The organism is Microbacterium abyssi (genome assembly GCF_015277895.1).
GTDB lineage: Bacteria > Actinomycetota > Actinomycetes > Actinomycetales > Microbacteriaceae > Microbacterium > Microbacterium abyssi.
Window position 1 is genome coordinate 669,600 of record NZ_CP063815.1, and the last position, 25,324, is coordinate 694,923.

22 protein-coding genes are annotated in these 25,324 nt (G+C 69.3%); 11 read left to right on the plus strand and 11 right to left on the minus strand.

Annotated features, from left to right (window positions below):
• The first annotated feature begins 24 nt into the window (after positions 1-24).
• On the plus strand, positions 25-966 hold the full coding sequence (locus IM776_RS03250) for an EamA family transporter (protein ID WP_194421622.1): 942 nt from the start codon (positions 25-27) through the stop codon (positions 964-966).
• A gap of 6 nt (positions 967-972) precedes the next feature.
• Here IM776_RS03250 and IM776_RS03255 read toward each other — a convergent pair whose 3' ends face one another.
• On the minus strand, positions 973-1,719 hold the full coding sequence (locus IM776_RS03255) for a YidC/Oxa1 family membrane protein insertase (RefSeq protein ID WP_194421623.1): 747 nt from the start codon (positions 1,717-1,719) through the stop codon (positions 973-975).
• Positions 1,720-1,782: 63 nt separating this feature from the next.
• On the minus strand, positions 1,783-2,070 hold the full coding sequence (locus tag IM776_RS03260) for a DUF6412 domain-containing protein (RefSeq protein WP_194421624.1): 288 nt from the start codon (positions 2,068-2,070) through the stop codon (positions 1,783-1,785).
• 44 nt (positions 2,071-2,114) lie between these two features.
• Here IM776_RS03260 and IM776_RS03265 point away from each other — a divergent pair, with 44 nt between their 5' ends.
• The 3 genes from IM776_RS03265 (at position 2,115) to IM776_RS03275 (ending at position 5,419) form a co-directional block, all read left to right on the plus strand.
• A complete protein-coding gene (locus tag IM776_RS03265; RefSeq protein WP_194421625.1) occupies positions 2,115-3,149 on the plus strand; it encodes an NAD(P)H-dependent flavin oxidoreductase in 1,035 nt (344 codons plus the stop codon).
• A 63-nt stretch (positions 3,150-3,212) separates the two neighbouring features.
• Positions 3,213-4,694: an amino acid ABC transporter substrate-binding protein/permease gene (locus IM776_RS03270; RefSeq protein ID WP_194421626.1), complete on the plus strand. Its 1,482-nt coding sequence runs from the start codon at positions 3,213-3,215 to the stop codon at positions 4,692-4,694.
• Entirely contained in the window at positions 4,691-5,419 is a 729-nt protein-coding gene (locus tag IM776_RS03275; RefSeq protein WP_194421627.1) for an amino acid ABC transporter ATP-binding protein, read from the plus strand. Before IM776_RS03270 ends, IM776_RS03275 begins: the two co-directional genes overlap by 4 nt.
• A gap of 24 nt (positions 5,420-5,443) precedes the next feature.
• Here the strand turns inward: IM776_RS03275 and purU are convergent, their stop codons facing one another.
• Positions 5,444-6,307: a formyltetrahydrofolate deformylase gene (gene purU, locus IM776_RS03280; RefSeq protein ID WP_194421628.1), complete on the minus strand. Its 864-nt coding sequence runs from the start codon at positions 6,305-6,307 to the stop codon at positions 5,444-5,446.
• 83 nt (positions 6,308-6,390) lie between these two features.
• Between purU and IM776_RS03285 the strand changes: the two genes are divergently transcribed.
• On the plus strand, positions 6,391-6,849 hold the full coding sequence (locus IM776_RS03285) for a glutaminase (RefSeq protein ID WP_194421629.1): 459 nt from the start codon (positions 6,391-6,393) through the stop codon (positions 6,847-6,849).
• A gap of 140 nt (positions 6,850-6,989) precedes the next feature.
• On the opposite strand, the gene IM776_RS03290 is transcribed toward IM776_RS03285, so the two are convergent.
• Positions 6,990-7,724 (minus strand): glutamine amidotransferase-related protein, encoded by a 735-nt coding sequence (locus tag IM776_RS03290; RefSeq protein WP_194421630.1) that lies wholly within the window; start codon positions 7,722-7,724, stop codon positions 6,990-6,992.
• 115 nt (positions 7,725-7,839) lie between these two features.
• On the opposite strand from IM776_RS03290, the gene IM776_RS03295 reads away from it, so the two are divergent.
• Positions 7,840-10,374: an ATP-dependent Clp protease ATP-binding subunit gene (locus tag IM776_RS03295; protein ID WP_194421631.1), complete on the plus strand. Its 2,535-nt coding sequence runs from the start codon at positions 7,840-7,842 to the stop codon at positions 10,372-10,374.
• Positions 10,375-10,380: 6 nt separating this feature from the next.
• Here the strand turns inward: IM776_RS03295 and IM776_RS03300 are convergent, their stop codons facing one another.
• Positions 10,381-10,989 (minus strand): LysR substrate-binding domain-containing protein, encoded by a 609-nt coding sequence (locus tag IM776_RS03300; RefSeq protein WP_194421632.1) that lies wholly within the window; start codon positions 10,987-10,989, stop codon positions 10,381-10,383.
• Positions 10,990-11,135: 146 nt separating this feature from the next.
• On the opposite strand from IM776_RS03300, the gene IM776_RS03305 reads away from it, so the two are divergent.
• From IM776_RS03305 to IM776_RS03315, 3 genes are read left to right on the plus strand one after another with little or no spacing between them, the layout of a single operon-like run.
• Positions 11,136-12,074, plus strand: coding sequence for a PhnD/SsuA/transferrin family substrate-binding protein (locus IM776_RS03305; RefSeq protein ID WP_194421633.1), 939 nt, complete (start codon positions 11,136-11,138; stop codon positions 12,072-12,074).
• A gap of 42 nt (positions 12,075-12,116) precedes the next feature.
• Positions 12,117-13,010: a phosphonate ABC transporter ATP-binding protein gene (gene phnC, locus IM776_RS03310; protein ID WP_194421634.1), complete on the plus strand. Its 894-nt coding sequence runs from the start codon at positions 12,117-12,119 to the stop codon at positions 13,008-13,010.
• Entirely contained in the window at positions 13,007-14,836 is a 1,830-nt protein-coding gene (locus tag IM776_RS03315) for a PhnE/PtxC family ABC transporter permease (RefSeq protein WP_194421635.1), read from the plus strand. The genes phnC and IM776_RS03315 overlap by 4 nt, the downstream gene beginning before the upstream one ends.
• 132 nt (positions 14,837-14,968) lie before the next feature.
• On the opposite strand, the gene IM776_RS03320 is transcribed toward IM776_RS03315, so the two are convergent.
• The 4 genes from IM776_RS03320 to IM776_RS03335 form a co-directional block, all read right to left on the minus strand.
• On the minus strand, positions 14,969-15,376 hold the full coding sequence (locus IM776_RS03320; RefSeq protein ID WP_194421636.1) for a transferase: 408 nt from the start codon (positions 15,374-15,376) through the stop codon (positions 14,969-14,971).
• Between the two features lie 91 nt (positions 15,377-15,467).
• Positions 15,468-16,241, minus strand: coding sequence for a DNA-formamidopyrimidine glycosylase family protein (locus IM776_RS03325; RefSeq protein ID WP_194421637.1), 774 nt, complete (start codon positions 16,239-16,241; stop codon positions 15,468-15,470).
• The gene (locus tag IM776_RS03330) at positions 16,234-17,181 is read right to left on the minus strand and encodes an EI24 domain-containing protein (protein WP_194421638.1); all 948 of its coding nucleotides are present in this window, start codon (positions 17,179-17,181) and stop codon (positions 16,234-16,236) included. The genes IM776_RS03325 and IM776_RS03330 overlap by 8 nt, the downstream gene beginning before the upstream one ends.
• Positions 17,182-17,183: 2 nt before the next feature.
• Positions 17,184-21,854 carry an Lhr family ATP-dependent helicase gene (locus IM776_RS03335; RefSeq protein WP_194421639.1) on the minus strand — a complete coding sequence of 1,557 codons (4,671 nt, stop codon included), beginning with the start codon at positions 21,852-21,854 and terminating at the stop codon, positions 17,184-17,186.
• Between the two features lie 70 nt (positions 21,855-21,924).
• Here IM776_RS03335 and IM776_RS03340 point away from each other — a divergent pair, with 70 nt between their 5' ends.
• Positions 21,925-22,338 carry a DUF6157 family protein gene (locus tag IM776_RS03340; protein ID WP_194421640.1) on the plus strand — a complete coding sequence of 138 codons (414 nt, stop codon included), beginning with the start codon at positions 21,925-21,927 and terminating at the stop codon, positions 22,336-22,338.
• 2 nt (positions 22,339-22,340) lie between these two features.
• On the opposite strand, the gene IM776_RS03345 is transcribed toward IM776_RS03340, so the two are convergent.
• On the minus strand, positions 22,341-24,032 hold the full coding sequence (locus IM776_RS03345; protein WP_194421641.1) for an ABC-F family ATP-binding cassette domain-containing protein: 1,692 nt from the start codon (positions 24,030-24,032) through the stop codon (positions 22,341-22,343).
• Between the two features lie 282 nt (positions 24,033-24,314).
• Between IM776_RS03345 and IM776_RS03350 the strand changes: the two genes are divergently transcribed.
• Positions 24,315-24,641 (plus strand): glycine zipper domain-containing protein, encoded by a 327-nt coding sequence (locus tag IM776_RS03350; RefSeq protein WP_194422696.1) that lies wholly within the window; start codon positions 24,315-24,317, stop codon positions 24,639-24,641.
• Here the strand turns inward: IM776_RS03350 and IM776_RS03355 are convergent.
• Positions 24,630-25,283 (minus strand): alpha/beta hydrolase, encoded by a 654-nt coding sequence (locus IM776_RS03355; protein WP_228479898.1) that lies wholly within the window; start codon positions 25,281-25,283, stop codon positions 24,630-24,632. The two genes, IM776_RS03350 and IM776_RS03355, sit on opposite strands and share 12 nt — an antisense overlap.
• Positions 25,284-25,324 lie beyond the last annotated feature (41 nt).

Consider the following 25,324-nt stretch of genomic DNA (forward strand, 5'->3'; position numbering starts at 1 on the left):
TCCCGTAGGGCGCACGCTGGGTACGTGGCCTCGACTTCGTCCTCTCGTCCCGCCGTCGGTGTGGCGCTCGTCATCGGATCGTGTCTGTCGCTGCCGTTCGGCGCGGCCATCGCCGCACAGCTCTTCCCCGCGCTCGGCGCGTGGGGTGTCACGTCGCTCCGGATCGGGCTCGCGGCGCTGATCCTGCTCATCGTGGTTCGCCCGCGGATTCGCGGCTGGAGCAGGCAGCAGTGGCTCGCGGCGGCGCTGTTCGGAGTGTCACTGGCCGGAATGAACGGGTTCTTCTACTCCGGGATAGAGCGCGTGCCGCTCGGACCTGCGGTCGCGATCGAGTTCCTCGGGCCGCTGATCCTGGCGGCCGTGCTCACCCGCCGCCTGGTGGACGGCGTCTGGGTCGCGGTCGCGCTCGTGGGCATGGGGCTGCTCGGGCTCGACGGGATGCTCGAGGCCGAACCGCTCGACCTCCTCGGCGTCGTCTTCATCCTCTTCGCCGCCGGGTTCTGGGTGTTCTACATCCGGATGAGCGCCAGGGTCGGCGAATCCATCCCCGGCAGCGGCGGTCTCGTGGTCGGGCTGCTCGTCGCGTCCGTTCTGCTGCTACCCGTCGGCATCCCGACGGTTGCGACCGCCAGCGGCGACATGATGCTGCTTCTGCTGGCCCTTCTCACTGCCGTGCTGTCGTCTGTGATCCCCTACAGCTTCGAACTCGCCGCCCTCCGGCGCCTGCCGCAGCGTGTGTTCGGCGTGCTGCTCAGCCTGGAGCCCGCGTTCGCGACGCTTGCAGGCTGGCTGGTCCTCGGCCAGTCGGCGACGCCGCTGAAGCTCGCCGCGGTCGCCCTCGTCGTCGCAGCGAGCGTGGGCACGGCGCTAGGCGTGCGTCGCGAGAAGCGCCGCGCGGACGACGACAGCGGTCCCGACGAACCGCCCGCAGTTTTCACCGGAACGATCCCGATCGTTCCGAACTGACGCACCTCACGCGGGCACCGAAAGCGGATAGCGACGGCGCAGGACCATCCGCTGCGCGAGCGTCCACGCCACGGTGACCGTCAGATACAGCGCCGCCGCGAGCGGCACGAACACCGCGAACACCGCCGTCAGGTAGTGCAGGGCGCTCATCATGCGCAGCATCGCGGGGGAGGAGAGCGGCGAATCGTCGACGGGCGTCGGACGGAACACGCGCCTCGTGATCTCGGCGACGACGATCATGATCGCGATGAGTGCCGCGTACACCAGCAGTGTCGGCAGCGAGAACGGGCCGCCGAACACCATGTGCACGAGACTCGTGCCCAGCGATGCCCCGAACAGCTCGTGCGTGAGCAACTCGTTCGCGTGGCCCGCGATCTCGGCGTGCAGGAACAGCGTGTAGAGGATGCCGATCACCGGAGCCTGCAACAGCACGGGCAGGCATCCTGCGAACGGGGACGTGTTCTCGTCCTTGTACAGCTGCATGGTCTCGCGCTGCAGGCGCTCGGGGTTCTTCTTGTGCCGCTTCTGCAGTTCGCGGAGCTTCGGCGCGAGGCGGGCGCGCGTCTGCTCGGCCTTCGCCTGCGAGATGCCGACGGGGATGAGGAGAGCGCGGACGAGAAGGGTGACGAGGATGACGGCGGCAGCGGCGGCCGCCGTACCCGCGAGAGGTTCGAGCGCTGCGGAGAGCGCGGTCAGGGCGCCGTAGGCGGCGTCCAGGATCGCCGCGATCGGCGGGAAGGCATAGATGTCCAAGGGGGTGTCCGTTTCTGAGTGTCGGGAGGGTCGGCGAGCCGCGTTCCCGTCACGAACGGACGGTTACACGGCGGGCACGACTCCCGGCGCCCTGGGACGAGGATGGCCGGCGGCATCCGGATCGCTCTGCGAGAGCAGAGTCGACGGATCGATGGCGCGCAGCGGATGCGGGGCCGAACCCCCGCCTGCCTGCACGATGCCGAGCGTGATCGCGACCACGAGCGCGGCGACCGTCAGCAGGGCGACGGCGAGGGTGAGGGCGGCGAGGTCGAGTGACGCCAGATCAGGCATCGCGACCAGCCCGAGCGCAGACAGCATGAGCCGCATCAGCTGCTCGATCCCGTCCGCCATGTCACAGACAGTACCAGCGGTGGGCTGAGGCGTAGCTTGGGAGCATGAGTGATCTGCGCGACATCCTCGGCGTTCGGCATCCGATCCTCCTCGGCGCGTTCGGCGGTCTGTCATCAGTGACACTGACGGCGGCGGTGAGCGAGGCCGGCGGTCTCGGCGCCTACGGGCTGTACGGCTACGACGGTGATCGCGTCCGCTCGACGGCGGCCGACCTGCGCGAGGCGACCGATAAACCCTTCGCGCTGAACATCTGGCTGCCGACCGGTGACGAAGTCGAGCCCGGCCCACAGCACACGGTGTTCGCGCAGGTGCTGGAGCCCTTCTATGCCGCGGTCGGCGTCGAGGTGCCGCACCGCCCTGAGCATTACGTTCCGACGCTGGAAGAGCAGCTGGACGCGATCTGGGATGCTGCACCCGCCGCCCTCAGCGTCGTGTACGGCGTGCCGTCGGCGGAGGTGGTCGAGGAGGCGCACGGTCGCGGCATCCGGGTCATCGGCACCGCCACCACCGTCGCCGAGGCGGTCGCTCTGGAAGCGGGCGGCGTCGACGTGATCATCGCCTCGGGTGCGGAAGCTGCGGGACACCGCGTTTCCTTCCTGCGCCCGGCGGAAGAATCGCTGGTGGGTACGTTCGCCCTCGTGCCGCAGGTGGCGGATGCCGTCGGCATCCCCGTCGTCGCGGCCGGCGGCATCGCCGACCGGCGTGGTGTCGCGGCGGCCCTCGCGCTGGGCGCATCAGGCGTCCAGGTCGGCACGGCGTTCCTGGCGACGCGGGAGTCCGCGGCCAACGACGCCCACCGCGCGGCGATCCGTGCGACCGCGGCCGACGAGAGCGTGCTGACCCGCGCCATGAGCGGCCGTCTCGCACGCGGTGCCCGCAACCGTGCCGTGCGCGCGATCGAGGCGAGCGGCACGATCGCGCCGTTCCCGATGCAGAACTGGCTCACCGGGAGGTTCCGCAGTGCGGCCGGCGAGCAGAACCTCGGCGAGCTGCAGTCCCTCTGGCTCGGACAGGCCGCGCCCCTCGCGACGCGGGACACCGCGGCCGAGGTGTTCGCGGAGCTTCTGGCCGGATTGTGAGCATGTTCTAGGCTGGATGACCGCGGCTGTCCGGTCGTACCACCGATCCGAGGAGCATCCGTCGTGATCCGATATCCCTCTCCAGCCCGCACGCGTCTTCGCGCGCTCGGGCGCACCGCAGGTGCCTTGGCACTGAGCGCGTTCGTCGCGGCCGGCGTCCTGCTCGGCATGACCGCGCCGGCCACAGCCGCCGAAGACAGCGGCGAGACCTACGTGATCGGCACCGACACGACGTTCGCGCCGTTCGAGTTCACGGATGCCGATGGCGAGCTGGTCGGCATCGACATGGACCTTCTCCGCGCGATCGCCGAGGACCAGGGCTTCGAGGTCGAGATCCGTCAGCTCGGCTTCGACGCCGCCGTGCAGGCGCTGCAGTCCAACCAGGTCGATGCCGTCATGGCGGGCATGTCCATCACAGACGAGCGCAAGCAGACGTTCGACTTCAGCGACCCGTACTTCACCAGCGGCATCCAGCTCGGTGTTCTCGAGGCGAGCGACATCCAGTCCCTGGACGACCTCGATGGCAAGACCGTCGCGGTCAAGACCGGTACGCAGGGGCAGACCTTCGCGGACGACAACAAGGACGAGTACGGTTTCCGTGTCACGCCGTACCAGGACACGACCGACATGGTGGATGCCGTCAAGGCCGGCCAGGCCGTCGGCTACTTCGAGGACTTCCCGGTCCTCGCGTACGGCATCCAGCAGGGGTCGGGCTTCCGCCTCGTCGGCGAGCCGGAACTCGGCGGCGAGTACGGGTTCGCGGTGAACAAGGGCATGAACCCCGAACTGCTCGAGATGTTCAACGCGGGCCTCGGCAACGTCCAGGAGTCCGGCGAGTACGACGAGATCGTCGACCGCTACCTCGGCGGCGGAGAGCAGTCGACGCAGCCGACCGACATCATCTCGGTCGCCGTCCAGTACTGGCCGGCGCTGATGGAGGGTCTGTGGCTCACGATCCTCTCGACGATCGTCGCGATCGTCGCCGCGTTCATCCTCGGCATCGTGTTCGGGTTCGGTCGCATCTCGAAGTTCTTCCCGTTCCGGTGGATCGCGACCGCGTACGTGTACGTGTTCCGCGGCACCCCGATCCTCGTGCAGGCGTTCTTCGTGTTCTTCGCGGTCCCGCAGCTGTTCCCCGGCCTTACGTTCAACCCGTTCGTCGCCGGTGCGATCACGCTGTCTCTCAACACCGGCGCGTACATGACCGAGATCATCCGCGGCGGCATCCAGGCCGTCGACCCCGGCCAGAACGAAGCCTCGCGCTCACTCGGACTCGGGCACTGGAAGACGATGCAGAAGGTCGTGCTGCCGCAGGCGTTCCGCATCATGATCCCCTCGTTCGTGAACCAGGGCATCATCACGCTGAAGGACACCTCGCTCATCAGCGTCATCGGCCTCGCCGAACTCACGTTCCAGTCGCGGCAGATCATCGCCTCGACCTACCTGTCGGCGCAGGTGCTGACCATCGTCGCCATTATCTACTTCGTCGTGATCACGCTGCTGACGCTGCTCGCGAACCGCCTGGAGAGGAAGTTCAACGCATGAGCAAGATCGACGTCCGCGACCTGCACAAGTCGTTCGGAAGCAACGAGGTCCTCAAGGGCATCGACCTCACGGTGGCCGACGGCGAGGTCGTGGCGGTCATCGGTCCGTCGGGCTCCGGCAAGTCGACGCTGCTGCGCTGCCTGAACAAGCTCGAGGAGGCGACATCCGGCCAGGTGGTCATCGACGGCGTCGATCTCACCGACAAGAGCGTCAAGCTCGACGAGGTGCGTCAGCGCATCGGCATGGTGTTCCAGCACTTCAACCTGTTCCCGCACATGACGGTGACGGAGAACATCACGCTGGCTCCGATCGAACTCGGCCGGCTCTCCAAGTCCGCGGCGCGTGAGCGCGCGCTCGCGCTGCTGGAGCGCGTGGGCCTGTCGGAGAAGGCGGATGCCAAGCCGGCATCCCTCTCGGGTGGTCAGAAGCAGCGCGTGGCGATCGCCCGCGCGCTCGCCATGGACCCCGAGATCATGCTGTTCGACGAGGCCACCAGTGCCCTCGATCCCGAGATGGTCGGCGAGGTTCTGCAGGTCATCCGCGACCTGGCGGAGGGCGGCATGACGATGGTGCTCGTGACGCACGAGATGGGCTTCGCGCGCGAGGTCTCCGACCGCACGGTGTTCATGGACGACGGCGTCGTCGTCGAGGAGTCGACCCCCGCCGAGCTGTTCGGCGCGCCACAGCACGAGCGGACGAAGGACTTCCTCTCGAAGGTCCTCTGACACCGCGCGCGGCGTGCGCCGCGCCTACAGGATGACGGTCGAGCGGCCGTGCACGATCACGCGGTCCTCCGCGTGCCACTGCACGGCGCGGGCGAGCACCAGGCGCTCGACGTCGGCGCCGCGGCTCTGTAGCTCGGCGGCCGACTCGGAGTGCGTGACGCGCGTGACGTCCTGCTCGATGATCGGTCCCTCGTCGAGGTCGGCGGTCGCGTAGTGCGCCGTCGCGCCGATGAGCTTCACGCCGCGCTCCTTGGCCCGTGCGTACGGGTTCGCACCGATGAACGCGGGCAGGAACGAGTGGTGGATGTTGATGACCGGAGCGCCGATGCGCTCGATGAAGTCGTCGGTGAGGATCTGCATGTAGCGGGCGAGCACGACGAGATCGACGTTGCCCTGCAGCAGCTCGAGCTGGCGCGCCTCCATGGTCGCCTTCGCCTCGGGTTCGGAGCCGCCGGGGATGTGCACGAACGGTACGCCGAACGAGCGGACCGACTCGGCGAGGTCGGGGTGGTTCGAGACGACCATGGTGATGTCGACGTCGAGCTGTCCGCGCTGCTGGCGCCACAGGAGCTCCATCAGGCAGTGGTCGTACTTCGACACGAATATCGCGACCCGCTTGCGGCGTGAGGTGTCGTGCAGCGACCAGTCCATGCCGAACCTCTCGGCCACCTCTTCGATCGACGCCTCCAGCGCCGGACGGGAGGCTGCTAGCCCGGGAAGGTGGATCACGGTGCGCTGGAAGAAGCGCCCGCCCTCGGCATCCGTCGAATGCTGATCGAGCGAGATGATGTTCGCGCCGTGCTGAGCGAGGACGTTCGCGACGGCGGCGACGATCCCGGGCTGGTCATCGCAGGCGATGAGCAGGCGTGCGGTATCGGTCTGAGACATGGATGCTCCTTGCAGGGGTGTGCATCGATTCTGCCGCGTCCGCGGCGACGGTGACGAATCGGGAGCGCGAGTAGCCTGAATCCGTGACTTCCGCCGCCGAACTGCTCGCCGATGCGCGCGGCGCGCTCGCGGGCGTCCCGAAGGAGGGACTCGGCGAGGACCGCTCCTCGCGCTGGCGCGGCGAGCGGATCGTGCGCGTCGGGGAGGCCTGGCACGTCGGGGTGCTGCTGCTCACCGACGACCGGACGCTCGCCACGGCGGAGGTGCTGCGCGCGGCCGATCCCGGCCGCCGCGGGTACACGGCGGAGTCGGCACGCGAGCGCGCAGCCCGGCGCCAGATGGCACTGCGCGGCGGATTCGGGGAGGGCGAGGTCGTGCACGTCGGCTGGACGGTGATCGACGTGGATGCCGTCGACGCCGGCGGCTCTTCGGGACCGCTCGCCATGCGTGGCGGTGTGCCCATGGTGCGGTGGTCGAACGCCAGTGCCTACCTGCCGCTCGAGGCGTACCTCCGCGAGCGGATCGAGCTGCTGCGGGGGTGAGGCTCCTTCGACTCGCCTCCGGCTCGCTCAGGACGTTTCGTCTCGCTGCGCTCGCTCAACGACCCGCAAACGGGATCTTCCCCGCGGGTTGTTGAGCGGAGGCGGCGCAGCGGCCGGAGAAGAAACGGGTTGAGCGAGCGTCAGCGAGTCGAAACCGCCGCCGCCCTGAGCCTCTCCGCGAACCGCCGCAGCAGGTCCGTACCCGTGACGGATGCCGCCAGCACGCGCTCGGCCGTCAGGTCGTACTCGCGCGGGTCGAAGTAGCCGGTGGTCCGGTAGTACGCCATCCGATCCACGAAGTCCTGCGGCGTGACCTCGGGGTGGAACTGCGTCGCATACAGCCGGTCTCCGACCCGATAGGCCTGCACAGGGCAGTCGTCGTTCGCGGCGAGCAGCACGGCTCCGGGCGGCGGTTCGATCGAGCCCTCTTTGTGGGCCGTGAGGACGGACATCGACGGCGCGGACGGACCGAAGATCGGATCATCCGAGGCCGCCGCGGTGATCCGGATGCTCGTCGCGCGCGTCGACTCCGGCACCGCGGTACCAACCGTGCCACCCAGCATCCGCGTCACGACGCCGATGCCGTAGCAGGTGAAGAACGCCGAGAGGGGGCCGTCGGCGGCATTCTGAGCCAGCGTCTCGAGATCATTCTCGACCCGTCGCTGCAGATCGCCGCGCTCCTCGGCTGTGACGTTGAACGGCGAGCCTCCGACCACGACTCCGTCGTATCGATCGGCGACGGCGACATCCAGCGGCCTGTCGAGCAGGTCCCACCGGTCGAGCACGGGTACGCCGAGCGCACGCCGGAATGATCGGTGCTCGGCATCCGCTGCACCCTGCTCCGGCCTCACGCAGACGTACAGGATCGAGGCCACCAGAGAATTCTATTCGCCCGCTCGGGAATATCGTCCGGTGGCGAGCGTTGAACTTGAGCGTAGTACACTCAACTTCGTACTTGAGTGAAGCACGCTCAACTTTCAGGAGGACAAAGTGCCCAACGACTTCAGCGATACCGGCGCAGGTTCGTTCGACGATTTCCTTGCCCGGTATCTCGCGGGCGAACAGGCCCGGCAGGCCCGATCCATCGACCTCAGCCGGTTCCTCACCGCGCGCACCCAGCAGATCCTGCAGCGCGCCGGCCGGTTCGCCCTCGAACGCGGCCAGACCGAACTCGACGCCCTCCATGTGCTGCGCATGATCGTCGAGGACGACGCGGTCGTGCGTGCTGTCGAGAACATCGGTGTGCGGCCGGCGGAGATCGTCAACGCGGTCGAGGCACGCCTGCCGCTGCCGGGCGAGGCGACCGGAGCGGCCGCCGCCACTATCACGCCGAGCGCGAGCCGCGCGCTCTTCCATGCCTACCAGGTGGCACGTTCGGCCGGTGCGACCTACATCGATCCGGAGCACCTGTTCTTCGCGCTGGTGCTCGGCCAGGACGTGCCCGCAGGTCAGGTCCTCGCCCGCGCCGGCGTCACCGCCGAGGCCCTCACGCAGGGCGCTCGCGAGCACGTCACCGCCCCGGTCGGCGGTGAGAGCCCCGACACCGAGGCGCCGGCATCCGACTCGCCCATGCTCGACAAGTTCGGGATCGATCTCACCGCGCGTGCCCGCGAGGGCGCGCTCGACCCGGTGATCGGCCGCAGCGACGAGATCGAGCAGACCATCGAGATCCTCAGCCGCCGCACCAAGAACAACCCGGTGCTGATCGGCGCGGCGGGCGTCGGCAAGACCGCGATCGTCGACGGCATCGCCCAGGCGATCGTCGACGGGGCCGTACCTGCGCAGCTATCGGGGCGCCGAATCATCGCGCTCGACCTGCCCGCCATGCTGGCCGGCACCCGCTACCGCGGTGACTTCGAGGAGCGTCTCACCCAGACGATGGACGAGATCTCCGCGCACAAGGACGAGGTGATCGTCTTCATCGACGAGGTGCACACGGTTGTGGGCGCCGGCGGTGCCGGTGACGGCGGCATGGATGCCGGAAACATCCTCAAGCCCCGCCTCGCACGCGGCGACCTGCACATGGTGGGAGCGACGACCCTCAAGGAGTACCGCCAGATCGAGAAGGATCCGGCCCTCGAGCGCCGCTTTCAGCCGGTGAAGGTCGATGAGCCCTCCGCCGAGGATGCCGTCCGCATTCTCGAGGGGCTGAAGGACGCGTATCAGCAGCACCACGCCGTCACGTACACGGATGCAGCTCTCCGCGCCGCCGTGGCGATGAGTGCCCGCTACCTGCGTGACCGCGTGCTGCCAGACAAGGCGATCGACCTGATCGACCAGGCCGGCGCCCGCCTGCGGCTGAAGCTCGGTCTCCCCGAGGACCCCTCAGCGCTGCTGGCGGAACTCGCCGACCTCGAATCGCGCAAGAACGCCGCGGTGACCTCCGAGCAGTACGAGGAGGCCTCTCGGCTGCGCGACGAGATCACGGCGGTTCAGGAGCGGATCGACGCGGCATCCGCAGGCCGCACCGCCGACGCCGAGGCGATCGTCGACGAGCGCGAGATCGCCGAGGTGATCGCGCGCGCCACCGGCATCCCGGCCAGCCGCCTCACCGAGGGCGAGCGCGAGCGTCTCGCCGATCTCGAGGCCGAGCTGCACGCACGGGTGATCGGTCAGGACGATGCCGTGACCGCGGTGGCACGCGCCGTGCGCCGCAGCCGCACCGGAATGGGCGACGCCCGCCGCCCGGTGGGATCGTTCCTGTTCCTCGGCCCGACCGGCGTCGGAAAGACCGAGCTGGCGAAGGCACTCGCCGACCGCCTGTTCGATGACGAGAACGCCGTGATCCGCTTCGACATGAGCGAGTTCGGCGAGCGGCACACCGTCTCGCGGCTCGTCGGCGCCCCTCCGGGATACGTCGGCTACGACGAGGCGGGGCAGCTCACCGAGCGCGTTCGCCGCAATCCGTACTCGATCGTGCTGTTCGACGAGATCGAGAAGGCGCATCCCGACGTGTTCAACCTGCTGCTGCAGGTGCTCGACGACGGACGGCTCACCGACGGTCAGGGCCGCACGGTCGACTTCCGCAACACGGTGATCGTGATGACCTCGAACGTCGGCTCGGAGCTCCTCGCCTCGCGTTCCGGAGCGCTCGGGTTCGTCTCATCGCAGGATGCCGCCGCGAACGGCTTCGCGTCGATGAAGGATCTGCGTGACCGGGTGATGGGCAAGCTCCGCGAGGCCATGCGCCCGGAGTTCCTGAACCGGATCGACGAGATCGTGCTGTTCCAGAAGCTGTCGCGCGAGGAGCTCGGGCGCATCGTGCGGCTGATGCTGCAGGCGACGTCGGCGCGGCTGGCGGAGCGCTCGGTCACGATCGATGTGACCGACGCTGCGGTCGAATGGCTCGGCGCGCACGGCTACGAGCCGGAGTACGGCGCACGGCCGCTGCGTCGGCTGATCCAGCGCGAGGTCGACGACCGCGTCGCGGACCTGCTGGTGTCCGGGGCGCTCGCCGACGGCGGCGCTGTGCTGGTGGATGCCGGAGCCGAGGGGCTCACGGTCGAGGTGCCGGTTCTCGTCTAGCGCCCCCTACCGGGACGAGTTCGCGGTCCGCCCGCGGACGATCCCGATGAATGTCTCGACGTCCTCCGTCGTGCGATCTCGCATCCATGCGAGCGCGACGGAGGACGTCGGCGCATCCAGGAGAGGGCGGTAGTCGACGTCCTTGCGCTGATGCAGGCGCGCCAGCGACATGGGGACGACGACGATTCCCACGCCCGTGGCGACCGTGGCGATGGCATCCGCCGTCGTCTCGAGCGGCGAGAAACTCGGCGCGACCGTCGGCAGGTCCAGCGGGCCGAGCACATCATCGAGCGGAGTGATCAGGACTTCGCCGGCGAGGTCGTCGGCGGTCAGCTCGTCGGCGGCCATGAGGTGCGACTCGGCGGATGCCACCACGACCGGCACCTCGTCGTACAGCGGGATCACGTGCAGATCATCGACGTCGTCCATCGGACGGCGCACGAGCGCAGCATCCAGCTCTTCCACCGCCGTACGCTGGTCGGCGAACTCGATCGGCACCAGCTCGAGGGGGACTCGCGGCATCCGCTGCTTCCAGGTGTCGATCCACTTGCCCGGCGTCGCGCCGGGGACTGCGCCCAGCCGGAATGTGCGGGGGGCGGACGTGCGCGATGCCATGCGTTCAGGCTACTCGGCTGTTCATGTCGAGTTCACGCCCCGGTCAGGGTCTCTATGCGCTCCAGTCGCTCGGCGGTCGTTAGCTCGTCCCGTCGGCCGTTCTGCCGATCAATCACCCTGCACCCGCACCTTCGAAAGGTTCCCCCATGCAGTCCACCCTCAAGCGCGGTCTCGCGATCGCCGCCGGCCTCACCCTCGCCTTCGGCCTCTCGGCCTGTGCCGCGGACACCGCTGACAGCACCACCGATGGCGCAGCCGCCGAAGGCACCTTCGCCTCGGGCGACTCCGACACGCTGGTCTTCGCCGTTCTGCCCGACCACGAGGGCGCCGACCAGGACGCTCAGCCGATCGCCGACTGGATCGCCGAGATCACGGGCAAGAACGTCGAGTTCTTCCAGGCGACCGACTACACCGCCGTCGTGCAGGGCCTCGCCGCCGACCAGATCGACATCGCGCAGATCTCGGCCTTCACGTACTACCAGTCGCAGAACGCCGGCGCGGACATCGTCCCGATCGGCGCGCAGATCACCCAGGAGGGTGCCGAGCCCGGCTACTTCTCCGTCGCCGTCAAGAACCCGGCTGCCACCGACGTGACCTCGCTCGAGGACTTCGCCGACCGTCCGGTCTGCTTCGTCAACCCCACCTCCACCTCGGGCTTCGCGGTTCCGATGGGCGGCCTGCTCGAGGCCGGCGTGACCGTCTCCGAGGACAACCGCTTCTTCGGCGAGGAGCACGACCTCAACGCCAAGAAGGTCGCTGAGGGCACCGACTGCCAGGTCGGATTCGCACAGGACATCGACGCCGACCCGCTGATCGAGTCGGGTGAGCTCGAGGAGGTCCAGCGCGTGCAGGTTCCCGCTGCCCCCATCGTCATGCAGGCCGCTCTCCCGCAGGATGTCCAGGACCAGCTCGTCGAGGCCCTCGCCGACAGCACCCAGTCCGACCTCACCGACGCCGGCGTCGAGCTCAACGAGTTCCTCACCGACGGCTGGTTCGGCTTCGGCGCGGTCGACGACGCGTACTACGACCTGATCCGCACCCTGTGCACCGAGATCGCCGACGAGGTCGAGGCCTGCCGGGCCTGACGCACCATCACCTGACCGACACGCACAGCCAGGAGCATTGACATGACGAACAGCGACACCTCCGCCGTCCGGATCACGGATCTGGGAAAGACCTATCCCGGAGCCGCCGCCCCGGCTCTCTCGGAGGTGTCGCTGTCCGTCGAACGCGGCGAGATCGTCGTCCTGCTCGGGCTCTCGGGCTCGGGCAAGTCGACGCTCCTGCGGCACGTCAACGGGCTTGAAATCCCCACCGAGGGATCGGTCGTCGCGCTCGGCGAGTCGGTGTCAGAGCTGAGCGGCCGTGCACTGCGTGCAGTGCGCGGCCGCATCGGCTTCATCTTCCAGCAGTTCGAGCTCGTCGGGGCCCTCACGGTGCTCGAGAACGTGCTCACCGGCGGGCTGGCGACGCTCCGCGGCCCGCGTGTGGGCATCTTCACCTACCCGCGGGCGCTGCGCGAGAAGGCGCTCGGCCATCTCGACCGCGTGGGCCTGCTCGAGTTCGCGTATCAGCGGGCCGACCAGCTTTCGGGCGGACAGCAGCAGCGCGTCGCGATCGCCCGCGCACTTATGCAGGACCCTGAGATCCTCCTCGCCGATGAACCGGTGGCATCCCTCGACCCCGAGTCCAGCAGCCAGGTCATGGCGCTGATCCGCGAGATCGCCGCCGAGCGGTCCCTCACCGTCATCTGCTCCCTGCACCAGGTCGACCTGGCGCTCGGCTGGGGAGACCGCATCGTCGGCCTGCGCGCCGGCCGCGTCGTGCTCGACACGCACACGGAAGGCCTCAGCCGCGAAGAGGTCATGGAGATCTACGGCCGCGTCGCCACCACGACCGGCGAGATCGAGGCGCTCGAGGACGAGCTCGCCGAGGCACGCGAGCAGGTCCGCAATCAGGAGGCGCAGCGCGCTGCGCGCGGACGGCTCGCCGAGGACTTCGCGAACGAGGAGCCCGCGTGACCACTCTCGCCGAGCGCCCCGCCGCTCTCGCAGAGCGGGTCGCACGTGTACCGCGCCCAGCGCCGCGACTGTCGACCGTCGTCTCATACGGCGTCATCATCGCCATCTTCGCGCTCGGGGTCTGGTCGTTCATCGGCCTCGACTACAGCCTGAAGAGCCTGGACACCACCGGCAAGAACATCACCCGCTTCCTCAGCATGGCCACCCCCATGCAGTGGCCGGGCTGGGAGGTCGCCGGAGAGCGTCAGGCCGACGGCACCACGACCTATGTGACCACCTGGGTCGGCTTCGCGCCGATCTGGGAGATGTTCCTGACGATCGTCATCACCCTGGCGCTGGTGGTCGCCGGAACCGCGCTCGCCGCGGTGCTCTCGGTGCCGGTGGCCTACGGCGCCGCCCGCAACACCACGCCGCACGGCGTCGTGCTGGCCGTCTGCCGCGGAATCGGCGTCATCGCCCGCGCGATTCCGGACGTCGTGTTCGTCGTGATCTTCGCGTTCCTGTGGTTCAACTCCGGAACGCTTCCGGCGATCGTCGCCATCGGCCTGCACTCGGTCGGCATGATCTCGAAGATGTTCGCCGACGCGATCGAGCAGATCGACGAAGGTCCGCGTCTGGCGATCCGCTCCGCGGGCGGGTCGAAGGCGCAGGAGTTCTGGTCGGGGGTCGTGCCGCAGGTGCTGCCCGCCTGGGTCGCCGTCACCCTGCACCGCGCCGACATCAACCTGCGCGGCACCGTCATCCTCGGTGTCGTCGGCGTGATCGGCATCGGCTACGAGCTCGACGAGGCGCTGCACGGCGGCCCCGCCGGCATGCGTCGCGTCATCCCGCTCGTGGTCATCATCATCGTGCTGTGCGTGCTGTTCGAGATCGTCTCCTCGCTGCTGCGCACCCGCCTGCTCGGCGTCCAGCCGACCGGCAAGGGGCTCGGCGACACGGTCGCCCGCGCTGTCTCGCGCAAGAACGCCTCCGCCGAAGGCGCGACGAGCACCGGTGCCATCAGGACGCTGGATCGCAACACGCGCATCGAGGCGGCCATGCACCGGCCGTGGGACCGGAACCGCATCGGCAACACCCTGTGGATCTGGCTGGGCATCGCCGTCGTGGTCGCGGCGTTCATCTACACGGCGCCCGACGTGACGAAGATGTTCACCCCGTCGTGGAACGAGATCGTCGACCCTGAGCGCGACCGCGCGATCTGGCCGCCGCACTTCGGCAGCCGCAGCGTGGCCGACGTGATGGCGGCGGTGGTGACGACGATCCAGATCGCTTTCGCCGCGACGCTGATGGGGGCGATCATCTCCGCAGTCGTCGGTCCGCTCTCGGCGCGCAATGTGGCACCGAACAGCTGGGTCCGCAACACCTTCCGCGGCATCGCGCTGTTCATCCGTGCGATCCCCGACCTCGTCGTGGCGATCCTGTTCATCATCGCGGCGGGCATCGGCCCGCAGGCCGGCGCGCTCGCCCTCGGAATTGGCGGCGTCGGGCTGCTCGCCAAGCTCATCGGCGATTCGATGGAGGAGGTGCCGAACGGCCCCGAGCGCGCGCTCGCAGCCGGCGGCAGCACCCGCATGCAGGTCTTCTTCTCATCGACGATGCCGATGTCGGTGCCCGCGATGGTCAGCCACCTGATGTACCTGCTCGAGCAGAACATCCGCTCGGCGACGCTGCTCGGCATCGTCGGCGCGGGCGGCATCGGCTTCCTGCTGCTGAACGCCCTGCAGGGGCGGCACTTCGATGAGGTGCTCGCCTACGTCCTGGTCATCATCGCGATGGTCGTGCTGGTCGAGACCGCGTCGATCCTGATCCGCCGCGCGCTGAAGTAGAGCCCTGATCCCGCGGGTCGTTGAGCGAGCCGAAACGGCGTGAGCGCGCCGATCCCGCGGGTCGTTGAGCGAGCCGAAGGCGAGACGAAACGGCTTGAGCGAGCGAAGCGAGTCGAAAGCTCGCTCCTCACCTCAGGCCGCCAACCACAGCCCCCTGCGGTCGGTGGCGATGCGGAGCCCCGCGGCGACGGTCTCGTCGTCGCCGATACGGGCGCCACGCGCGATTCGGGCGCCGGCGCCGATGTCGGTGCGGACTCCGATGTGGGCGCCGTCGCCGACGGCTGCACCCTCTCCGATGTGCGCGTGCGCGTCGATGTACGCGTTCTCGCCGATCACGGCATCCGGTTCGACCCACGCTCCGCGGATCACTCGTGCCCCCGCGCCCACGCGGGCGCCGGGTTCGATATAGGCGCCGACCTCGACAACGGCCTTCGGATGCACCTTCGCGCCGTGCGCGACAAGGCCACGGCCGTTGACGTGCTTGCGATAACGCAGCGTCGTGCCCTGGTCGTCCTCGATATCGATGTAGTTCTTACCCAAGATTCCTCCCAGTCCGGACATCTCCGGATATATCAACAACCATGGAAGGGCCGGTTTCATTCCCGAACGGGGATGCAGGGTGCCCGGGGCGTCAGCGCTGGCAGTTCGGGCACCAGAAGGTGACGCGTTCGCGGGTCGGGTCGGCGCCCTGCTGGCCGCGCCGGATCAGCGTGCCGCATCGCCGGCACGGCCGGTTCGCACGGCCGTACACCCAGGTCGTCCGCCCCGGCAGATTGACTCCCGTGAAGGTGCGGTCCGTGCGTTCGCGGTTGGCGCGGATCGTGCGCGCGCCGAGCTCCACGAGCGCTGTCGTGTCGACCTCCGCCGCCGGCGTGGTCGGCAGGATGCCGCGAAGGAACAGCAGCTCGGCGGCGTACTCGTTCCCGAAACCGGCGACGTTGCGCTGATCGAGCAGGGCGACGTGGATGCTGCGCGTGTCGGCGCTCAGGCGGTCTGCGGCCCTCGCGGCATCCCAGTCGCCGGAGAGCGGATCGGGGCCGAGATATCCGACGAGTTGCTCCTCGTCGCGGGTCGGGATCAGTTCGATGTCGGCGATGTCGACGCCGACGGCCTCGCGATCGGTGGTGCCGACGATCGCGCGCACCTTGAACGCCGGATGCCGCCATTTCTCGCCCCGGCGGTAGAGGTGCCATGCACCATCCATGCGCAGATGAGAATGCAGCGTGTGCTCGCCGATGCGCAGCAGCAGGTGCTTTCCGCGGGCGGTGCATCCGTGGATCATGGCGCCGGTGAGATCCGCGGTCGCCGCCTGCGGGACGCGCAGGTCGAACCGGGTCACCTCGTGCCCCGCGAGGGCCTCGTCCAGCCGCCGTGCGGTGCGGAAGACCGTGTCGCCCTCAGGCACGCGGCAGCCCGGGCGGAGGTGGCGGCGGCGGTGGCGCGTCGGAGGCCGGCGCGGGAGGGGCCGCAGCTGGTTGCTTCGACGCGTGGTTGGCGACGCTCTGCGACCCCTGCGTGAGTGGCGCGCTCGGCTCCGTTCCGGGAGGGGCCGCAGATGGCTGCTTCGGCGCGGAGTTGGCGACCATTTGCGACCCCAGCGGGTTGAGCCGCGCGGGGTTCGCCCGCCGCAACAGATCGTGGGCGAGGAGCGTCGACCCGGCGACCGCCGCGGGCATCGTCACGATCGCGCCCAACGGCACGAGGAAGCACAGCTGAGTCGCCACTCCGAACCCGATGACGCGAGCACGGCCTGCGCGCAGCATCCCGGATCGCGAGTATCCGGTGAGGCCGCGCGCGTCGAAGGCGCGGCCTGTGAGCTCGCGGGCGAGGACGCGACCGTTCAGCAGCACGCCGATGATGGATGCCGCGATCCCGCCGGCCACGGGGATGAATCCGATCAGCAGCGTGAGAAGCGCGACCAGGAGTCCGAGGGCGACGAGTCGGATGCCCTCGCCGACCGTAGACCAGAAGCCGGTCTCACCGGTCGGCTCCTCGCCGAGGGATCGCTCGACGCCTCGCCAGATCCGCTGGTAGAAGGGGTCGCCGATCGTCAGCGTGAGAGCGGTGAAGACCGCGGCGGCGAGGGCGAGCGAGGCGACGAGGAGAACGGCGCCGAGGCCGAATCGCAGCACACCCTGCCACGGTGCGCTCCAGTCGTCCGCGAAGGGCGTCATCCAGTCGGTGATCGGGCCCAGCCAGATCACGAGCGGTGCGAGCGCGGCCAGCAGCACCAGCCACGCGATGAACGCCGGGATGAGGCCCAGCGCCAGGAGCCGCGTGTGCGACTTCCACATCCCGAACCCGCGCAGCAGCGTTCCCACACCGGCGAAGAACTCTCGGAACATGATCAGATGGCCTTCCGCAGTGCGTAGCCGCGCGGGGTCGGCACGAAACCGGCTTCCTGCAGGGCCGTGGCGAAACTCGTGCCGTAAATCGGCTCGCCATTGATCTTCTCGACAGTGAGCGTCTCGAGCCGGCGGGCGCGTGAGGTCGCGACGAGATCGGACGCCGCGGCGCGCAGCGCCTCCGGATCGTCGTCGAACGCCAGCACCGTGCGTCCGCCCCGTTCGAGGTAGAGCACCAGCTGGCCGTCGACGAGCACGACGAGTCCGCCGGCCTTTCGGCCTGGACGGTGCGAGACGCCCTCGCGCCGCGGCCACGCGAGCGCGGCGCCGTACGGGTTCGCAGGATCGGTCGCGGCGAGCGTGATCGACCGGAGGGGAGCGGGATCGGGCAGATTCGCGAAGGTGCGGAGGCGGTCGACGGTCGTGGATGCCGCGAACTGCGCGGCCCCGAGCTTCTCGATGACGTAGCCGCGCCGGCAGTGTCCGGCTTCTTCGAACCCCGCGAGGATGCGGTACGCCTGCGCGAACCCGCCGGGTGTGCCCTCGGACTGTACGGCGCCGCGGGTGACGACGCCGTAGCGGTCGAGCAGGAGGCCTGCTGAGACCGTCGCGCGGCGGGATGCCGTGGCCGACGCTCCTGCCGGGCCTGCGGTGGGAAGCAGCGACCAGCGCCCGCCCGTGACGGTGGGCCGCGACGGCTGTCCGGAGAAGGACACGCCGCGGAAGGTCCGCGCGCGCGGCGCGCGCCGCACAGACTTGTGCGCCTGCGACCCTCCCGCCAGAAGCGTGCGAACCGGAGCGAACGTGTCGTTGGTGACGTGCCCCGACCAGGTTAGGTTCCAGAGGGCTTCGAGCACGGACTGCTCGTTCTCTGCCCCCGCCATCTCCTTCAGCTGCGCGGCGAAGTACGCGCCGCCGCGTTCGAGTACGGCGATCAGTGCGCGCTCGAGCGAATCCGGTGCGATCTCGGTGTCGAGCTCCGGCAGCGTGAAGGGGGCGAGATCGGCGGGATGCAGCGACACCCAGCCGTCGCGCCCGGGAAGCGTTCCGTGCCCGGCCCAGATGACCTCGCCGCTCGAGGTGAGCTCGTCCAGCAGCGCGGGGGAGTAATTGCGCACCCGCGACGGCAGCACCAGCGACTCCCACGCGCTTGCGGGAATCGGCACCCCGGCGAGCTGCTCGATCACGGCCAGCACGCCGTCGACGCCTTCGAGCGGCCGGGTGAGGTGCTGCCAGTCCGGCAGGAAGCGGGCGTAAGCCTCGGGTGCGACCGGTTCGACGCTGCCGCGGATCGCCGCGAGCGAGCGCATCCGCAGCCGCCGGAGCACCTCGGTGTCGCACCACTCGCTCTCCGATGCGGCTCCGGATGCCTCGGGCAGGAAGTACCCGCTCGTCACCCGCCCTGACTGCTCGAGACGCTGAAGCGTGTGGCGTGCGACGGCGGTGCCAAGGCCGAATCGGGTGGCGACGGCATCCGTCGTGAACGGACCGTGCGTGCGCGCGTGCCGTGAGATGAGGTCGCCGAGCGGATCGGCGACCGGTTCGAGGAACGCGACCGGGATGCCGGTGGGCAGCGCCGCTCCCAGCGCGTCGCGGAGGCGCGCGGCATCCTCGATGGCGGCGACCCGGGAGGAGCCCGCGATCGTGACCGGGATGGCGCGGCGGGCGGCGATCAGGGCGTCGAGGTGGGTCTGGGCTTCAGGGACGGCTTCGACTCGGACGCCTCCGCCGCCCTCGCTCAACCCGTTTCGTCTCGCCTCCGGCTCGCTCAACGAACCGCGGGGGGACGCATCCGGCTGCGGGGGGACGTCCAACCGGGCGGCGACTTCGGCGGCGTCGAGCGGGCCGAGCGTGCGCAGCAGATCGGCGACGCCCTCGAGCCCGCGCGCACGGCGATCCGGATCCAGCCGCTGCGCCTCGCGCTCGAACTGCGCGATGACGTCGGGGTCGAGGAGCTCGCGCATCTCGACAGTGCCGAGCAACTCGCCCAGCAGTGCGGGATCCACCGAGAGCGCCGCGGCCCTCCGCTCGGCCAGCGGTGAGTCGCCCTCGTACATGAACGCGCCGACGTATCCGAACAGCAGGTCACGCGCGTACGGCGAGGGCTGCGCGGGCTCGGTCTCCACGAGCCGCACCCGGCGCTCCGCGATCGCGGTCGTGAGGCGACGCAGCGACGGCAGGTCGTAGACGTCCTGCAGCACCTCCCGCAGGGTCTCCAGGATCACCGGGAAGGTCGGATGGCGCCTCGCGACCTCGAGCAGCTGCGCGGAGCGCTGCCGCTGCTGCCACAGCGGCGTCCGCTTGTTCGGGTTCATGCGAGGCATGAGCAGCGCGCGTGCCGCGCACTCGCGGAACCGGGAGGCGAAGAGGGCGGACCCACCGACTTCTTCGGTGACGATGTGCTCCATCTCGTCAGCGTCGAAAACGAACAGCTCCGCGCCCGGCGGCTCGGCATCGGCATCCGGCACGCGCACGATGATGCCATCGTCGCTCGCCACGGCCGATCCTTCGACGCCCAGACGCTCGCGGACCCGCGCGTTGATGGCCAGCGCCCATGGCGCATGCACTTTCATGCCGTAGGGGGAATGCAGGATCACGCGCCAGTCGCCGACTTCGTCGCGACCTCGTTCGACCGTGAGATTGCGGTCGGTGGGGAGGGTGCCGGTGGCCTCGCGCTGCTCCTTCAGATGCGCGAGGAGGTTCGCGCGCGCCTGTTCGTCGAGGCCGGCGTCGATGAGGCGTTGTGCGGCCTTCTCAGGTGGCGCGGCATCCACTTCCCGCGAGAACTTGCCGAGCGCCTCGCCGAGCTCATAGGGCCGGCCGATTCCGTCGCCGTGCCAGAACGGCACCTTGCCCGGTTGTCCGTATGCGGGGATCACATTCACCCGATCGTGGGTGATCTCGGCGATGCGCCAGCTCGTCGTCCCGAGCGTGAAGACGTCGCCCACGCGAGACTCGTAGACCATCTCCTCGTCGAGTTCGCCGACGCGGCGGCCTGCGCCCTCGCCGGCGACGAACACCCCGAACAGTCCGCGGTCGGGGATCGTGCCGCCGCTGGTGACCGCGATCCGCTGCGCGCCCGGGCGGCCGGTGAGGGTGCCGGCATCCCGGTCCCAGACCAGACGCGGGCGCAGCTCGGCGAACTCGTCGGACGGGAATCGCCCCGCGAGCAGATCGAGCGTCGCCTCGTACGCCGAGCGCGGCAGCGACTGGAACGGTGCCGACCGGCGCACGGTTTCGAACCACTCCTCGACGCTGATCGCGTCGAGCGCACACGCTGCGACGGTCTGCTGGGCGAGGATGTCGAGCGGATTGCGCGGCACGGCGATCGCTTCGATCTGGCCGGCCAGCATCCGCTCGGTGACGATCGCGGTGTGCAGCACGTCGCCGCGATGCTTGGGGAAGAGCGCCGCGCGGCTCACCTCACCGACCTGATGGCCGGCGCGGCCCACGCGCTGCAGGCCGGATGCCGCGGACGGCGGAGCCTCGACCTGGATGACGAGATCGACGGCACCCATGTCGATGCCGAGCTCGAGGCTGCTGGTGGCGACGACGCAGCGCAGGATGCCGGATTTCAACTCCTCCTCGACGAGCGCGCGCTGCTCCTTCGACACCGAGCCGTGGTGCGCCTTGGCGAGTACGGGGTCGGCGCCTGCGGTCGAGCCGGCCTGGGCCATCATCTGGGCAGGAGGCGCGGAAGAGTCGGGGAGCGGAACACCGATCCGCTCGGAGTAGATCTCGTTGAGCCGTCCGGTCAGACGCTCGGCGAGGCGCCTGGAGTTGGAGAAGACGATCGTCGAGTTGTTCTCGAGGATGCGGTCGACGATGGCCTCTTCGACGTGCGGCCACACCGAGCCGGTGACCTCGGTGTACTCGGCATCCACATCGTCATCGGACGGCACCCCCGGTGGCGGGGGCGGGTTCGTCATGTCCTCCATCGGGACGGATACGGAGAGCTCGAACGTCTTCGATGCCTTGGGCGCGACGATCTCTACCGGCGCGGATCCGCCCAGGAACCGCGCCACCTCGTCGATGGGCCGCACGGTCGCCGACAGGCCGATGCGCTGCGCCGGCGCGTCGGCACCCGCTGCCCGCCGCAGGGCGTCGAGGCGCTCCAGGCTCACGGCGAGATGGGCGCCGCGCTTGGTCGCCGCGACCGCGTGCACCTCGTCGATGATCACGGTGTGCACGCCGCGCAGGGTCTCGCCGGCTCGGCTGGTGAGCATGAGATACAGAGACTCGGGCGTCGTGATGAGGATGTCGGGCGGGTTCGAGACGAGCTTGCGGCGATCGCTCGAAGTGGTGTCTCCCGAACGCACCCCGACGGTCACGCCCGGCGCATCGATTCCCAGCCGGCGGGCGGACTGGCCGATACCCACGAGAGGCGAGCGGAGGTTGCGCTCGACGTCGACGCCGAGCGCCTTGAGCGGCGAGATGTACAGGATGCGAGTGCCGGTGGCGTCCGCGGCATCCGTCTTCTCGCGGAACACGCTGTCGATCGCCCACAGGAACGCCGACAGCGTCTTGCCCGACCCGGTCGGGGCGACCACGAGTGCGTGCTTGCCCGCCGAGATGGCTTCCCATGCACCGGCCTGCGCGTTGGTGGGCGCGGCGAACGCACCCCGGAACCAGTCCTGAGTTGCCGGGGTGAAGCGGTCGAGCACATCGCTCATCTCTCCATCATCGTGCAGGCATCCGACATGCGCTCTCGACAATGTCGGTGCGCGGGTGGATGGTGGTGTCATGGCTGACCACACGACGAACTACCAGGGCACCTTCATCGCGGTCTCCGAGGACTGTCCGATCGAACACGGCGCAGAACCGCCGATCGCGGAGAACCTGTCGATCGCGGCGCTCCACTACCGCCTCATCGCAGAGAAGCCGTATGGACGCACATCCGACGACGTCATCTTCGAGACGCACGCGCTGCGCAAGGGCATCGACCCCGGCGACGCAGCGGCCAGGGCGGAGTTCTTCTCGAAGGGGCAGCCATGCCTGCGGTCCTCGCCTCTCGGCAAGCGATACGGCTGGGGCACGCATCACGATGCGGAGGGCCGCGTCGCCCTGGTGCCGCGAGATTCGGAGGAGTACGCGGCGTTCGTCGCCGATCCCTCCCTCGCGCACACCAGGGCGATGCGCAGCAGCCGGGCCAAGTAGCCTCACACGGTCTCGCGCGGGTCGCTCAGTCGGCCATCGCTGTCGAGTTCGAGGATGAGATCGAGGTCCAGTCGGTGGAGGAACGCATCATCATGGCTGACGACGAGCACCGCTCCCCGGTAGGCGCGCAGCGCCTCGACGACCTGATCGACAGTGTCGAGGTCGAGGTTGTTGGTCGGCTCGTCGAGCACCACGAGGTGCGGGGCGGGGTCGGCCAGCAGCAGCGTCGCCAGCGCCGTGCGGAAGCGCTCGCCGCCGGACAGCGTGCTGACGGGCCGATCCGTCGTGTCGCCGCGGATGAGGAACCTGGCGAGCCGGTTGCGCAGCTCCTTCTCCGGGATCGCGGGTGCGGCAAGCGCCACGTTCTCGATGACCGATCGCGTGTCGTCGAGCCCATCGATCCGCTGCGGCAAGTAGCCGATGCGGTCGGTGTGCGCGTGCGCCTCGAGCGCTTCGCCCGCATCACTCCGGAGATTCTCCGGTTCTGAAGGATTCGCCGCCGAATCGGTGCGGATACGCGAGAATTCTCCGGAGTCGTGCGGGGCGGCGGAGGCGACCAGCCGCCGCAGCAGCGTCGTCTTCCCGACGCCGTTACGGCCGATGAGCGCCACGCGCTCCGGTCCCTGGATCACCCACGACCGCTCGGCATCGCTGATCGTCGCGATGCGCCGACCGCGCGCCACACCGGGATCGGGCAGCTCGATCTTCATCGAGGCGTCCCCACGCACGCGATGACCTGCCGCGTCCAGAGCGTCACGAGCTTCGGCCTCCTTCTCGGCGACCTCGGTGCGCAGCCTGCCGGCCGACACCTGCGCGGCCATCTTCCGCCCGTTCGCGATGATCTTCGGAACCCGCTTCTCGACGAACGCCTTGTTCGCAACGCGAGCGCGTCCGGCGAGCTTCGTCTCGGCTTCGATGCGCTGGCGCTTCTCCTTCTTGAGCGCCTGCTTCGCGTCGCGCTCGGCCTGGCGGGCGGCGTTCTGCTCGGCATCCAGCCACGTCCGCCACTCCGAATACGGACCGCCGAACACGCTGAGCGTCTCGGCGTACAGCTCTGCCGTGTCATCCATCAGCTCCAGCAGGGAGACATCGTGGCTCACGACGATGAGCGTGCCCTTCCAGGCGCGCACCATCGCGGCGAGCTTGGCTCTCGCGTCACGATCGAGATTGTTGGTCGGTTCGTCGAGGAGAGTGATCGGTGCGCGTCGCAGGCGGATGCCGGCGATGGCGACGAGCACGGCTTCGCCGCCCGACAATTCCCCGACGCGGCGGTCGAGGAACGACGGATCGAGACCGGCTTCAGCGAGGGCGACCTCGGCACGCGCTTCGATGTCCCAGTCGTCGCCGACTGCGTCGAAGCGGGCCGGGTCGACGTCACCCATGGCGATGGCGCGGACAGCATCCAGCGCCGGGGCGATGCCGAGGAGCTCGGCGACCCGGCGGTCCGTGTCGAGAGTGAGTTGCTGCGGCAGGTACGCGACCTCGCCGGTCGTCGAGATGGTGCCCGACTTCGGAGTGAGGTCGCCGGCGACCAGCCGCAGCAGTGTGGACTTGCCTGAGCCGTTTCGTCCGACGAGGCCGGTGCGGCCGGTGCCGAACGACCCGGTGACGTCGTCGAGCGCGGTCGAGCCGTCCGGCCAGGTGAAGGTGAGTCGGTCGAGGGTGACCGAGGAACGAGTGGTCGGTGTTGACATGCGTGTCTCCGGGGTGTGCGTATGCACTGACACCGGTCGCGGTCCGTGGGGACGCTGGGAAGAGCGCCGAGAAGCCGGAGGCGAAACCGTACTAGGAAGGGTCGTGTCAGCGCGCGGGAAGATGGGCGCGGAGGCGACGACTCAGATCAATGAACTTCCAAACACGGCGGACAGGACTCGACGATGCTACCCGGGCGTGTCGCGTGGCGCAACCGTCGGGCGTGTCGCGATATCCGTCGAGAGGCGGATGCCGCCACCGCCGCGACGACGTACCGTGGGGGTATGGCCGACAACGACATGAGCAGCAGCGAGGCGCGTCAGCGCGCCAGCTGGGGCATCGGCATCGCTCTGGGGATGGGTGTCGGAGTCGCGATGGGCTCGGCTCTGGACAACATGGGACTCGGCATCTCCATCGGAGTCGCGATCGGAATCGCATTCGCCCTCGCTTTCGGGGCCGCCGGCCGGCGGAAGCCGCCGGAGAGCGGCACTGACGCGGCGACTGACGGCCCCGACATCGACGGTTCGGACGATGCCGCGTCTGAACGCGACGCCTCTCATGACGACGCACGCCCGGATGCCGACCCGAATGGCCCCGGCTCAGTCCGCTGAACCGTCCCGCCACTTCTCCAGGAAGACCCGCACGTCCTGCAGCTCGTCTTCGGAGACGCTGTGCGTGAGCCCGGGGTACACGCGACCGGTGAGGTCGGAGTGATCGGGCAGCCACTGCGCAGTGTGGTCGATCAGCACCTGCGGGATGACGTCGTCGTGGGTCCCGCGCCCCCAGAACACCCGCGGTCGGGACGCGCGCAGCTCCTCATCGTCGGGAAGGTCGCCGGGGGTGGCGTAGCCGCTGAGCGCGACGATCGCACCGAAGCGCGCGGCATCCAATCTCATCGCCTGCAGCGAGACAGCGGCACCCTGCGAGAAGCCGAGCAACGCGATCCGCGGAGCGTCGGCGGCCGCGACGTCAAGCCACCCAAACAGCGCGTGGGCGGCTGCGGTCACGGAATCCGGATGCCGGCTCTCCATGCCCTCGATCGGGTACCACGAGCGCCCGGGCGAAGGCCACGGCGGCGTGAGGGGCGCGGCGACGGATGCCACGGCGATCCCGTCCGGCAGGAACGGGACCAGGCCGAACAGGTCGTTCTCGTCGGAGCCGTAGCCGTGCAGCATCACCAGCAGCGGCAGCCCGTCGCGATCTCCGGGAGTCCAACGGGTGGCATCCGCATCGATCATCAGGGAGTCGCTCACACTGCCATCCTGCCAGCGGACACCGACACTGGTAGAAATGG

Bases quoted from the DNA above. Each gene is read 5' to 3' on its own strand.
- IM776_RS03260 (WP_194421624.1), bottom strand. From the start codon at position 2,070: ATGGCGGACGGGATCGAGCAGCTGATGCGGCTCATGCTGTCTGCGCTC.
- IM776_RS03265 (WP_194421625.1), top strand. From the start codon at position 2,115: ATGAGTGATCTGCGCGACATCCTCGGCGTTCGGCATCCGATCCTCCTC.
- IM776_RS03275 (WP_194421627.1), top strand. From the start codon at position 4,691: ATGAGCAAGATCGACGTCCGCGACCTGCACAAGTCGTTCGGAAGCAAC.
- purU (WP_194421628.1), bottom strand. From the start codon at position 6,307: ATGTCTCAGACCGATACCGCACGCCTGCTCATCGCCTGCGATGACCAG.
- IM776_RS03300 (WP_194421632.1), bottom strand. From the start codon at position 10,989: ATGGCATCGCGCACGTCCGCCCCCCGCACATTCCGGCTGGGCGCAGTC.
- IM776_RS03305 (WP_194421633.1), top strand. From the start codon at position 11,136: ATGCAGTCCACCCTCAAGCGCGGTCTCGCGATCGCCGCCGGCCTCACC.
- phnC (WP_194421634.1), top strand. From the start codon at position 12,117: ATGACGAACAGCGACACCTCCGCCGTCCGGATCACGGATCTGGGAAAG.
- IM776_RS03330 (WP_194421638.1), bottom strand. From the start codon at position 17,181: ATGTTCCGAGAGTTCTTCGCCGGTGTGGGAACGCTGCTGCGCGGGTTC.
- IM776_RS03335 (WP_194421639.1), bottom strand. From the start codon at position 21,854: ATGAGCGATGTGCTCGACCGCTTCACCCCGGCAACTCAGGACTGGTTC.
- IM776_RS03340 (WP_194421640.1), top strand. From the start codon at position 21,925: ATGGCTGACCACACGACGAACTACCAGGGCACCTTCATCGCGGTCTCC.
- IM776_RS03345 (WP_194421641.1), bottom strand. From the start codon at position 24,032: ATGTCAACACCGACCACTCGTTCCTCGGTCACCCTCGACCGACTCACC.
- IM776_RS03350 (WP_194422696.1), top strand. From the start codon at position 24,315: ATGGCCGACAACGACATGAGCAGCAGCGAGGCGCGTCAGCGCGCCAGC.